The organism is Telmatocola sphagniphila, assembly GCF_018398935.1.
GTDB lineage: Bacteria > Planctomycetota > Planctomycetia > Gemmatales > Gemmataceae > Telmatocola > Telmatocola sphagniphila.
In genome coordinates this window covers 4,187,548-4,200,123 of record NZ_CP074694.1, presented here as the reverse complement: position 1 = coordinate 4,200,123, position 12,576 = coordinate 4,187,548, and the positions used below count along the sequence as shown (strand labels likewise).

9 protein-coding genes are annotated in these 12,576 nt (G+C 54.2%); 4 read left to right on the top strand and 5 right to left on the bottom strand.

Going from position 1 to position 12,576, the window contains the following annotated elements; genetic code table 11:
• Positions 1-98 precede the first annotated feature (98 nt).
• Positions 99-1,964, top strand: a complete 1,866-nt coding sequence (locus KIH39_RS16775; RefSeq protein WP_213494374.1) for an adenylate/guanylate cyclase domain-containing protein — start codon at positions 99-101, stop codon at positions 1,962-1,964.
• Here KIH39_RS16775 and KIH39_RS16770 read toward each other — a convergent pair whose 3' ends face one another.
• From KIH39_RS16770 to KIH39_RS16755, 4 genes are all read right to left on the bottom strand, one after another.
• Positions 1,965-3,062 (bottom strand): Lpg1974 family pore-forming outer membrane protein, encoded by a 1,098-nt coding sequence (locus KIH39_RS16770; protein ID WP_213494373.1) that lies wholly within the window; start codon positions 3,060-3,062, stop codon positions 1,965-1,967.
• An 88-nt stretch (positions 3,063-3,150) separates the two neighbouring features.
• A complete protein-coding gene (locus tag KIH39_RS16765) occupies positions 3,151-4,101 on the bottom strand; it encodes a PLP-dependent cysteine synthase family protein (protein WP_213494372.1) in 951 nt (316 codons plus the stop codon).
• Between the two features lie 16 nt (positions 4,102-4,117).
• Positions 4,118-6,379, bottom strand: a complete 2,262-nt coding sequence (locus KIH39_RS16760; RefSeq protein WP_213494371.1) for an exo-beta-N-acetylmuramidase NamZ domain-containing protein — start codon at positions 6,377-6,379, stop codon at positions 4,118-4,120.
• A 92-nt stretch (positions 6,380-6,471) separates the two neighbouring features.
• Positions 6,472-7,779 (bottom strand): Glu/Leu/Phe/Val family dehydrogenase, encoded by a 1,308-nt coding sequence (locus KIH39_RS16755; protein ID WP_213494370.1) that lies wholly within the window; start codon positions 7,777-7,779, stop codon positions 6,472-6,474.
• 309 nt (positions 7,780-8,088) lie between these two features.
• On the opposite strand from KIH39_RS16755, the gene KIH39_RS16750 reads away from it, so the two are divergent.
• Positions 8,089-8,649: a DUF447 domain-containing protein gene (locus KIH39_RS16750; protein ID WP_213494369.1), complete on the top strand. Its 561-nt coding sequence runs from the start codon at positions 8,089-8,091 to the stop codon at positions 8,647-8,649.
• Entirely contained in the window at positions 8,646-9,533 is an 888-nt protein-coding gene (locus KIH39_RS16745; protein WP_213494368.1) for a GHMP family kinase ATP-binding protein, read from the top strand. The genes KIH39_RS16750 and KIH39_RS16745 overlap by 4 nt, the downstream gene beginning before the upstream one ends.
• A gap of 67 nt (positions 9,534-9,600) precedes the next feature.
• Here KIH39_RS16745 and KIH39_RS16740 read toward each other — a convergent pair whose 3' ends face one another.
• Positions 9,601-11,262, bottom strand: coding sequence for a hypothetical protein (locus KIH39_RS16740; protein WP_213494367.1), 1,662 nt, complete (start codon positions 11,260-11,262; stop codon positions 9,601-9,603).
• A 299-nt stretch (positions 11,263-11,561) separates the two neighbouring features.
• Between KIH39_RS16740 and nadA the strand changes: the two genes are divergently transcribed.
• Complete coding sequence (gene nadA / locus KIH39_RS16735; protein ID WP_213494366.1) at positions 11,562-12,536, top strand: quinolinate synthase NadA; 975 nt, start codon at positions 11,562-11,564, stop codon at positions 12,534-12,536.
• Positions 12,537-12,576: the final 40 nt, after the last annotated feature.

Here is a 12,576-nt window from a genome sequence, read left to right as displayed (position 1 = left end):
GAGTCGCGCCACTCGATTCCGTCTATGGGTATGTTTCCCACCCCCGCCCTCATAAAATGCCAAAGTCGGAATCCCATGCAACCGGGAAACTTCGCGTTATGGCCGAATTGGAAGCTGCCTTTTTCGATCAGCACAGCAAGCAAAGCAGTCTTTGGCGAAAAATCTTCGACAAACAGGAGATGAAAGTAACCTTAGGACGTTGCCCCAAGCACGATTTGTCTCGGCCGCCGGAGAATCGCTCGGATTGGGCAGTGCCCGAGGACGGCGAGATATCGGGTGTACATGCCGAGTTGCATTGGTCGGCCCCTACATTAACGGTTCGGAGACTCGAAAAAGCTAAAAACCCCATTTTTTATAAAAAGCATCCCACTCAACTTCCCATCGCGATAGAGCCCGGGGACTCATTTGTACTCGGTGCCGGAGAGGCTTTCATCATCGGTCGCACGCAGTTTACGCTGTGCATGACCGAACCGGCTTCATTTGCCCCCGAGGCACCTTCGCTGGACATGACCATTCAGCGAGTGGAATTGCGGCGAAATGCATTCAAAGATCCGTTATCGCCTATGCAGGCGCTGACCGAAATTCCGGAAATGATTGCCGCGCCTGATATCGAGCAGCTGATGCAGCGGACCCTGGATGCCGTATTCCGAGGTGTGCCGCGGGCGGATGCGGCGGCCATCGTCACCCTGAATCTCGACGACCCAAAGGCCCGGCCAAGTATTCGCTATTTAAAACAGCGCGGCAATTCTAGCACGGAGTTCAAGCCTTCCAACCAACTCGTCCGCCGGGCCTTGCAGCAAAGCTACGACAGTGTCTTTTATGTCTGGGAGTGTCTGACAGAATCAGCCGTGCAGTTGCAGACGACGGTTGCTCCTGATCAGGATTGGGCGATGTGTACCCCACTGAGACCTTATGAAGGTATGCAGGTTGCCCTTTATGTGGCTGGCAGCGTCCCGAGTAATGTGACGAAATCGACCCTGCCTAAAGATCCGGTGCTGCGCGATAGCCAGAAGTTCATCGATCTGGTTGCCGAGTTGTACAAATCGACCCAGGATATGCGGCGAATGGAAAGGGACATGGCGCTGTACCACCGCTTTTTGCCCCGGCGCATGGTCAATCTGATGCATCAGGGCAACATGGATCAGTTACTGGAGCCGAAGCTGGCTCCAGTGACGGTGATCTTCTGCGATTTGCGCGGTTCCTGTGGTCTTGCGGAGGCCGGGGAAGCGGATTTGCTGTCCTCGTGGAATCACATCAGCGACGTTCTGGAGATTATGTCCGGAGCTATCACCGACGAAGAGGGGGTTATCGGCGATTTGCAGGGCGACGCCGTAATGGGTTTCTGGGGTTGGCCGCAACTCGAATCGGACGCGCCGGAGAACCAGATTGAACGGGCCGTGACCGCGGCTTTGCGCATTCACAAAGAGTTTGCGAAAATGCAGGAGAAACGCAAAGGCATTTATCAGTGCGGTATCGGCATCGCCCACGGACCGGCGGTGGCCGGGAAATTGGGTGTGTGGGAACAGTGCAAGCTGGATGTCTTCGGACCGGTTGTCAACCTGGCTTCGCGCCTGGAATCCTTAACCAAGCATTTCGGCGTGAAGATCCTGGTGGATGAAAGTATCTCAAAAGTCCTCGAAAATCGCCGACAGAACACCTGGTATCTTCGACCCCTGGCCCGTATTCGACCGATGGGGATGAGCAAGTCGTCGCTGGTCAGTGAACTAGTCCCGATCATGGGGAATCCTATCGATCGGGGTCAACCGCTCTTCGATATCTGGCGTACGGGATTGAAGTGTTTTTTAAGCCGCGACTGGGAGAATGCTCGCCGGCATTTCGAGCAGTACAAGCGGCGCGGCAACATCAAAGAAGAGAAGTCGTTGCAGATCCTTCTCGAATACATGGATAAAATCGGCCAGCCCGATAAGGATTGGGACGGCACGATTTCGATGGATGTCAAATAACTAGAATCGAATGCCGAATTGGACGCTGAAGCCATCCACGGTCAAGTCGCTGCTGGTATAGGTGTAACGTCCCTCGGCCAATTCCCCGGTGTACTGCGGTTTGTTGACCAAGTTGAACCAGTTGGAAACTTCATATCCCAATCGCACGCTGAAACCGTGATATTCCCACTGAGCTCCCAGTCCCAGGTTTAACACGGGCACGTTCTGCCGATAGTTGTTCTCAAAGCTATCGTCGGGCGTTAAGCCAGAATTATTCGTTCCAAACAGCGAAGCTTTCTGGTTGCCGAGAATCATGCCGCCGCTGATTTTGCCGAACAGACTGAAGTGCTTGTAAATCTCCCCTTGGAATTCCATCCCGAGGATTGGGCCGGCTCCGGAGAAGGAATTTTTATTTTCGAATGCCGCGTTATCGGCAAACAGGCCGTTGTAAAGGGTATCTTGCTTCTGGTTGATGTTCGCAAAACGAACGCCGCCGAATAATCTCAGCGTCACATCGTCTTCCACATGCAATTTCTTACCGAAGGTCAGATCGTAGACGTCGTAGTCGAGCTTTGCACGGCTGACGGCGGTGTTGGCCTGATCGACGAGACTTGGGCGGCCGAAGGTAGTGTAGATCAAACCACCATCCGGTGCATACGCCGTATCCTGTGTCGAAGTTCGGTAGTAGGTATACCCTGCCGAAACATCCCAGCCGTTACTGAATTGATAGCCGAGATCCGTGCGGAAGCCGACTTTCATTTCGTACTTGAGCGATTTAACTTTGCCTTCGGGGATACCGTCGTTGTTCGGATCGACCAGCGCGAAATCGAGCCCCTGCCGCTGGGGCTGCCAGAAGAGTATGGCCGCATCGCCGTAGAACCCTTTATCCGCTTCCCGTTTCGTTTCGGGAGGCGGGATCAAATCTTTCTGGGCATCCGGCAATGTGGGAACTGCTGGCCAGCTGGGCGGAGTTAAATCTTTTAGAGGAGCCGCCTGGAGGCCGTCAACGGTGTGGATGCCGACGACTCTCGTTTCGCCCACCGAAGGGGGCGTAGACGAACTCTGCGCTTGTAGCGCGGTGCTGGCGACCAGTAATCCTGCGAGTGCTGTCAGTCGCATCGGCTCACCCTCTGGAGATCCTGAAACTCCTCGGGGCTTCTAACCGGCTTGACCGAAGCACACAAGGTCAATTCGATGCGAGAATTACCTAACTTGACAGCATCTTCTGAAACAGTTCGGTAGTGAAATAGCGTTCCATGCGATCCGGAAATACAGTTACAATCTGAGGATTCTGAAGCTGGAGTTTTTTCGCCAGGGCCAAGCTGGCGGCGTAATTCAGACCGGAACTGGGCCCGACCGGAAACCCTTTTTTCATCAGGAGTTGCGTGGTGTGAAGGGCTTCTTCGTCTGGAACGTCGATCGTCAGCAAATTGGGAAGATCGGCCTCCCGAAATATTTGGGAAAGACTGTCGACCACTCCCGGGATTCGACTGCTGAAACTGTAACATTCAACTTCGGGCGTGCTCAGTATGTTCACGGGTCTCGCCAGGGCGGGAACCACCTCGCAACCACTTTCAACCAGCCCCTGATACATGCCGACAAGTGTGCCGCCGGTGCCCACACCGCTCACTACGGCATCCACGGTTCCTCCGGGGATTTGATCGATGACTTCCCGGGCAGTGTTCAGCCGGTGAGCTTCCGCGTTATCCGGGTTGGCGAACTGTCGGGGTAAAAAGATGTTCCCGTCTTTAGCGAGCCGTTCGGTTTCCGCGATCGAACCGCGCACACCTTCCGACTTCGGAGTGAAGCGGACTTCGCCGCCATAGGCGCGAATGATCAGCACACGTTCGTTGCTCACTCCTTCAGGCATTACCGCAATAAAGCGAACGCCGAATTGGGCGCAGGCTAGAGCAAAAGCGATACTTGTCGATCCGCTCGAAGCTTCAATCACGGTACTGGAAGGCGTGAGTTTACCCTGTCGCCAAGCCTTTTCCAGAATGTATCGAGCAATACGATCCTTGGTGGAACCACTCGGATTCAGAAATTCCAGCTTGCACCAGATCGCCGGTTGATCGTCGTAAAGCTGAATTGGTACCAGCGGAGTGCGCGCGATGTGATTCAGGTAGCGATGCTGGAAACAGGATAGATTGGTAGTCATTTTGAAGTTTCAGATATCAGGGATAAAGCAAGAAGCGCTTGCGACGATCGAGAAACGTCTTCAATTCGGGCTCGTAGGCTTTCATCATACTGTCTAGATCGGTACCTTTCTGAATGGCCTCGATGGTCGTTTTATGAACGAGTAGCGTATCCAGATTTTTAATGGACCAGGCCTCCGGATAAAGTTTCCTCAAACTGAGCATGAAGGCAAAACCCGTTTTCAGTGGATCGAAGGTTTCCCAGTCGGTTATCAAAATCGAAACGCCGCCGCAGATTTCTTTTTCGAATTTGCTGCTACTCGGTGTGAGATTAGTCGGAACGAAGGAAACTCCCGGAAGTCGAGCTTTTTTGAGCTCAGCCGCCAGACGCTTACCATCGATGTAGGGGGCGCCGACCCATTCGAATGGTCGATCGGTACCTCTGCCGACGCTGAGATTGGTGGTCTCCAACAAGCCGATGCCCGGATAAAGTAAGGCGGCGGTCAGGCTGCGCATATTCGGCGACGGGTTGACCCATCGCAATCCGGTCCGATCGAAAGTGTCGCCGCGCTTCGAATTTTTTAGTTTCACAATCTGCAAGGGAACCCGCCAGCCGCGCTCCTCATTGAGTATCTGAGCGAGTTCTCCGATGGTCATGCCATGGCGAACCGGCAATGTATGATAGGCCACAAAGGAATCCCGGCTGGCATCGCGAACGGGACCTTGAACCAATACGCCGCCGATGGGATTCGGCCGATCCAGAACGACTACTCCTTTACCATTCTCATGCGCGGCCTCCAGCACGTTTCCTAAAGTGCTGACGTAAGTGTAAAATCGGCAGCCGATATCCTGGATGTCATAGACAACCAGATCGATGTCCTTCAACATATCCGCTGTCGGTTTCCGCCGTTTGCCGGCATAGAGCGAGTAAATGGGCAGCTTTGTTTTTTCATCGATCGTATCACCGATATTGGCCTGATCGAGAGCCCCGCGGATGCCATGCTCCGGGCTGAATAGGGCTATGAGTTTCACGCCGGGGGCCTGATGCAAAATGTCAATCGTAGAATTCCCCAGGCGATCCACACCCGTTTGATTGGTGACTAGACCGATCCGCTTCCCCTGAAGCAGATCGAACTTGGCCGCTTGGAGCACATCAATTCCCGTGGCTACGTTTTCTTCCGGCGCTGACAAACCAATATCTTCCGCGACGAGGTTTGCGATAGCCCGGCGCAAAGGGGTAACATTTCCCTTGTCATCAGGGTGAACCCGATTGGTGAGAATCAGAATGATGGTTTTGGTTTCGCGGTCCACCCAGAGGGAAGTTCCGGTGAATCCCGTGTGCCCGAACCCTTTTCTTCTATTGAACAGAGTGCCGGCCTGGGCCGTGTAAGCGGTGTCGACGTCCCATCCTCGGGAGCGAAAACCGCCGGGAATAGCCGCCGGTTCGAGCATTTGTTTGACCGTTTCGGGTTTAAAGATGCGAAGACCCTTCAGCTCGCCTTCTTGTAACAGCATCTGGGCGTAACGCAATAAATCTTCGGCTGGAGCGAACAGGCCGGCGTGTCCCGCCACTCCTTCCAGGGCATGCGCTCGCGGATCATGCACGACTCCCCGGAGGATTTGGCCATCGCGTTTACCCGTCGGGGCGATTCGATTTTTCTTCTCCGCCTCCGGAAGATAGCGGGTATCTTTGAGGCCGAGAGGCGCAAAAATATTTTTCGTGGCAAAGTCATTTAACGACGTGCCCGAAACGCGTTCTACGAGATGCCCGAGCACGATATAGCCGACATCGCTGTATTTGAATCGAACGCCCGGTTCCGCTTCCACGGGAAGCTTGCAGATCTTCTTGAAGGCCGACTCTTTTCCACTCTGATAATCGCTCAAAGCATTGTCGGCCATTAAGCCGCTGGTGTGCAGAAGCAGTTGATCGATAGTGATTTTTTCTTTTCCGGCCCCGGTGAATTCGGGCCAGTACTGGCTGACCCGATCGGTAACTTTGAGTTTACCCTCCTCGACCAGTTTCCAGATACAAGCTGCGGTCGCAATCGGTTTGGTGAGCGAAGCGAGGTCAAAAATTGTGTCCGGAGTCATCGCTTCCGGCTTGGGGGCTATCGCTCGCTGTCCGATGGCCTGAAAGTAAAGGGTTTTCGAGTTACGATTTACGAGAACAACGGCGCCCGGTAGCTCTCCCCGAGCAATCGCGGCCTCCACGGTCGTTCGAATTTTTTCCAGGGGTGCGGTTGATTGTGCCGAGGCAGGCGGGGTGATGATGAGCAGCAATATAAGAAGCAGGCGTTTCACGGCTACGGATCCCGTGGTTTAAGGAGCCAGAAAGAGATTGGGGCGGATGTGACCGCCCCAATTCGCAAAAGGGGTTGATGAGAAACGGCCGCCTACGGGTAGAGACCTCGTTTTTGTTTTTCGGTCGCCACTTTGAGCACGCCCAACGAAAGGGCTGCCAAGCGCATGGAGACTTTCTTTTCTGTGGCTAGCTTGCGTACCTTTCGGAAGGAACGCAGCATCAGCTCTTTCAACTTGGCGTTTACTTGCTCCTCGTCCCAGAAATATTGCTGTAGATCCTGCACCCATTCGAAGTAGCTGACTGTTACGCCACCTGCATTGCAGAGGATATCTGGGATGATGTAAACACCTGCGTCGCTGAGGATCTTGTCCGCTTCCGGTGTGGTCGGTCCGTTGGCTCCTTCGGCCAAAATTTTGCATTGCACTTTAGAAGCATTCTCTGCGTTGAGAACGCGCTCCAGGGCGCAAGGCGCCAGGATGGTGCAGGGCTGAGTCAGTAGCTCTTCATTCTTGATCGGTTCGGCTTCACTGAAACCGACGATCGTTTTGCGCTCGTTGCTGGGCAGTGCGACATACTTATTCAAAGTATGAATGTCGATGCCTTTTTCATTGCGTATGGAACCATAACGATCGCCGAGGGCGATGATCTTCACCCCGCGTTGGAACAACTCCTGCGCTACGATGCTTCCGACGTTCCCGTACCCTTGAACTACGGCGGTCGCCTCCGTTATCGGTATTTTCAATTCGTCGAGGGCTTCAATGATGCAGTAGGTAACGCCACGGCCCGTCGCTTCCCGTCTGCCCACGCAGCCACCCAGTTCAACGGGTTTGCCAGTCACAATTTCAGGGCAGGCATAACCAATCTTCATGGAGTAAGTGTCCATGATCCAGGCCATCGTCTGTTCATCGGTGCCCATATCGGGAGCCATGACATCGATGCGCGGCCCGATGATCGACAAAATTTCCTCCGTGTAGCGGCGGGTCAGTCGTTCCAGTTCGCCGCGGCTCAGCTTGGCCGGGTCGACGGCGATTCCCCCTTTGGCACCGGAGAACGGTAAATTCATGATGCCGCACTTCCAACTCATCCACATGGCCAGGGCCGCCACTTCGCCGATATCGACCTGGGCATTGTAACGCAGTCCCCCTTTCGATGCACCACTCGTGAGTGAGTGCTGCACCCGATAACCGACGAAGCATTGGGTGGAGCCATCGTCCATTCGGATGGGAATATTGACGATCATAGATCGCTTCGGAAGGCTCAGTCTCAGAATGATTCCAGGATCGACATCGATGATGTTCGGAACCGCTTCGAGTTGCTGACAGGCCATCCGATAAACTGGGGATGCCGAAAATAATGAGGCTTCCGCTATCGAACGCTGGGGAACCGGCGCTACTGCCATGGATATATCTCCTGGAGAGTGAGAAGTTGGACAGATATGGTATGCACTTCCGCATACTCCGACGATGCATCGAGATCCATAAGTAGCAAGGAATTACCGATCTCGCCCACGTCCATTTAATTTAGGTGAACAAAAACAAGTTTCCGTTCATTTTCAGTCTGTTTCGCCCCGTTTCAATCGCCTATTTTTTCCGATGGAATTCGTTCTGAAGGAAAAGGACCACGGTTCTCATCCAATTCCACAGCCGCAAACCCTCTCTCCGAGTTAGGACTTTTTTAACGCTAAAATCGAAACATATACAATGTAGGCATGATTCTCGAAGGGCTGGTAACGACGATTAATGCCGATGGAACGCCCCATCTCGCTCCCATGGGTCCCAAGATCCTGGGCGAGTTTGAAAGTCTGCTACTTCGACCTTTCCCATCCTCTCATACATTCCAGAATTTGAGGCGACAGGGGCAGGGAGTCCTGCATGTCGTCGACGACGTATTGTTGCTGGCTCAAGCCGCAGTGGGCCAGGCGCAGCTTCCCGAGATGGAAAGGGCCATCCAAATCGAGGGGTTTCTTATGCGTAGGTCGGCCTGCCGAGCCTACGAGTTTCAGGTGGAATCCCTCGATGAGTCCCACGAACGGGTTCACATTCTGGCGCGGGTGGTCACGAAACATTGGTTCCGGGATTTCTGGGGCTTCAATCGGGCGAAGCATGCGGTGATCGAAGCGGCCATACTCGCTACCCGACTCCATCTCACGGGGAAAGATGCCGTTTTGCAGGAGTATGCCAAGCTGATCGTCTGGGTGAATAAAACCGGCGGGGAGCGGGAAATCGAGGCCATGCAATTCCTTCAGGATTTCGTGAAGGAGTCGCCATGACGCGCTGGCAGGCTCGTACCCGGCTTCACTTCGGTCTATTACAGATTCCGCAGGGAAACAACTCTCATTGGCCCGGGTTGGATGGCGAGACCGGCCTGCCGCTAAGACAGTTTGGAGGCGTCGGGCTGATGATCGACGATCCCGCGATTGTCGTTCGGGTACAACGCTCGGATACTTGGCAGTCCCAGGGGCCATGCGCAGAGCGAGCACTTAGTTTCGCCCAGCAGTTCGCGAAAGCTCTTCCCCCGGATTTAGCTTCCCCATTTTCAATTGTTGTGGACCAGTGTCCGCCGGAGCACACCGGCCTCGGAGTTGGCACCGCGCTGGGGCTGAGCGTGTCCAAAGCGATCTCTCTCGAAATCGGATTACAACTGAGCTCGGTGGAACTGGCCCAGAGAATTGGTCGGGGCGAAAGATCCGCCATAGGCGTGCATGGATTCGATTGTGGCGGGTTGATCGTCGAGGGGGGAAAACTTCCCGGCATGTGCCTCTCGCCCCGGATCGCTCAACACGACTTTCCGACGGATTGGGAGGTCACCTTGCACACTCCTAGCGACAGCAGTACGTGGTTCGGTCAGCGGGAGCGTGATGCTTTCCGCCAACTGCAGAAAAATTCAGGCCCGGATTCAGAGGAAATCAATCGGCTTTGTCGACTGATTGTACTGGGGATTCTGCCGGGGATCGCGTCCGGGGATCTTCAGACTTTCGGAGAAGCAGTTTACGAATACAACTCCCGTGTGGGAGAAATATTCGCGTCCGTGCAGGGCGGGCGCTATTCGACACCCGGAATTACGGAGAAAATAGCAAGTCTTCGTCGCTCGGGCATCCGCTGCGTCGGCCAGAGTTCGTGGGGGCCGACGATCTTTGCAATCACCGCGAAATGAGTTTCCGCGCATAAAAAAAAGGGAATCCGAAGATTCCCCATAGTTTAACCACTTCATTTCAATCGCATTAGCGTTTGTCGCTCGCCGAAGTTCCCACGATACCAATGATGCGAGCGTTCGGTCGGCTCTGATCTATCAGCACGGCCTCGGGAGTTTTGACTTCCGCAATGTTGCCTGCGGTATCGCGTGCGCAAATCCGCAGATAGATTTTATCGTGCGGGAAATTCGCGGGCAGTTTCCAGGCGTAGCTTCCAGTGTTGGCCATCCGCTTCGCTTGAGCGATGGGTATCACTGAAGAAGTCGTAATCAATTCGTCGTTCGTAGTATCGGCCGCTACCGAGGTCCAGGGACCATCGGCATTTTTCGACCATTCAATGGTAATCGGTTCCGCGGCGAGGTTGCGATCGGCTGCATGCCATTTCAAAATCATCGTGTGGCGCTGATTCGGATCGGGCAGCGGTTCAAACAATTTCAGAACCGGCGGTGTCGTATCCACGTCGACTCGAATTTCCGGTATCTCACCGGAAAGAGGTGCGCCCTTGGTCAGTCCCGCGCCGCTGGCTAGCACGATTTTGAAGCCGTACATGCCTTCGACCAGAGGATTGGTCCGATTTTCGATCTTCTCGAGATTCACCGGGAACTTGCCGTCGACTTTGTCCGAAATGGCCCAGCGTAACCAGGTTTTTCCATCGTCGCGCGTGACCCAGAGTTCCGCCCGGCTGACGCCCGATGCTCCAGTTCCTTCCACTTCGTAACCCAGATCGAACTTGGAAATATTCATGATCTGCGCGGTCGGTATTGGGGCTCCCGTATAACCGGCGTTAGGAGTCTTGAGAGGAGCCAGTGTATTCGAACCCAGGGGGGCAGCATTGGCATTGGCCGTGGGACCTACCGAACCGACGGGAGAGTAATCGGTTTTCGTAGGCAGATCCAGCGGGGTAGCAATCGGCATCGCGGGTATAGAGTTAACTGGCGGTGCCAATTCCTTCAAAGATGGTCCACCTTCCCCCGGCAGCGAGAGCTTGTTGTTCGGAATCAGATTTACCGGCGTTTTGCTATCCCCGGTATTCGACAAGCTCATAGTAGTGGCGGAAACGGAGCTTCCGCTTCCGGCCACATCCTTGACTTGTTCCCCCGGATTGCCCGCCAGGTCCGTCAACCGGACGCGAACGGAAAGTTTTTCATTCGTGCTAATCTGAAAGCGAGCACTCGATGACAGAAGTGGTTTGATATCCTGGATCGGATACCAGACGCCGTCAGTCCCCTTGTATTCGAGAGAGAATTTCGTCAAATCCGGATTCTCTTCCTGAATTTCCCAGGAGACCGTGACGTCGTTACCGACTTTCTCGGCGGAGCGAATGTTAATGATCGGCGGCTTGGTATCGACGGTGATACGCTTGGCAGCCGCCGCCGCTTCTGGCTTGGTATGATCCTCGGGAGAACGATTCCCCTTCTGGTCAACGATGACCATCTGGAACCAGTACTGGCCGTCCTCGGGAGCCTTATAAGTGACCGAATTCTGAGTCGGCTTGGTCACCGCATATTGTTCCCAACGTTTCCCGTCGCGGGAAACGTATTGGATCATTTCCTTGATCTCGGCTTTTTGTTTGGGGTCGAACTGAATGGGAATCGCTATTTCCCGATCACTCACGACATCAACTTCCGGTTGAGCGGGTGCATCACAAGGCGAAAATAACGCGCCAATCAGAATGAGGTTTATCAGTCCCATCTTCTGTCCCCCGAAAGCAGCTCATTGCAATAAAAACAGTTTGGGACAGGTCCTTTTCCCCCGGACCTCCCCTTGCGGAGTCTGCTCAACGAATTCAGGCCATAGCAGGCTCCGGGAAAAAAATAAAGGTGAATTTCTCAAGTCTCCCGGGACGATAGACGGATAATTTTTCTTGGAAACTTTCTGGCTGGGGGTCTGGGAGAAAGGCGAATTTTCCTTCGTTCGCCAGATCCCCTATAATTACCAGAAGAGCGTTGTGGGTTATTCCTCCGCCACTTGAAAAACAAGGAATTCAAATCATGAGCGTAGCCATCGCGGAAGACGTCGTTGCGGAAATTCAGTCCCTCAAGAAACAACTCGGGGCCACCATTCTCGCCCACTATTATCAGGAAGGTGAGATTCAGGAGCTGGCCGATATCACCGGCGATAGCCTGAAGCTGGCCCGTGAAGCTACCAAAGTCGAATCGCCTGTCATCGTATTCTGCGGCGTTCACTTCATGGCCGAGACGGCCAAGATGCTCAACCCGTCGAAAAAAGTTCTTCTTCCCGACATGAAAGCAGGTTGCTCCCTCAGCGATTCCTGCCCGGCCGATAAACTGCACCGATATCAGGAAATGCTGCGGGAAAACGGCCATAAATTTCAGACGGTCACTTATATCAACAGTTCGGCGGCGGTAAAAGCTCTCTCAGATTGGGTGGTTACTTCGGGAAATGCCGAGGAGATCATCCGGCGCGTCCCCTCCGAATACGAGATTCTGTTCGTGCCCGACCGTCATCTGGGAAGATACCTCTCGGAAGTGACCGGTCGACAGATGATCCTGTGGAATGGCTCGTGCATGGTGCACGAAATCTTCAGTGTGCAGGATCTCCTCAAGCTCAAAAAGCAGATGCCGGCGGGAAAGACGCTTGCTCACCCCGAATGCCCGGCGAACATCCTCGAACATGCGGACTTCATCGGCGGAACCGAGGCAATGATCAAGTACGTCGGATCCTTTAAAGAGCCGGTGGACTTCCTGGTGGCTACCGAGGCGAATATGATGTGGCAGCTGCAAAGCCGGTTTGCCCAGCACCGCTATCATCCGGTGCCCGGAATCACCTGTGCGTGCAACAAATGTCCGCACATGGCTTTAAATACGCTTGAAAAACTCCGGGATTGCATGCTTCATCAGTCCCCGGAAATCATCTGGCAGCCGGAATTCGACCAAGCCCGCAAGGTCTTGGAGAAGAGCCTGTTGAATCCAGCCCCGGCCGTAAAGCATCCCGCCGGGGATTGAGCTTTTTTTCGCGGAAATCCGCGGCCTGCAGCGCGAGCTA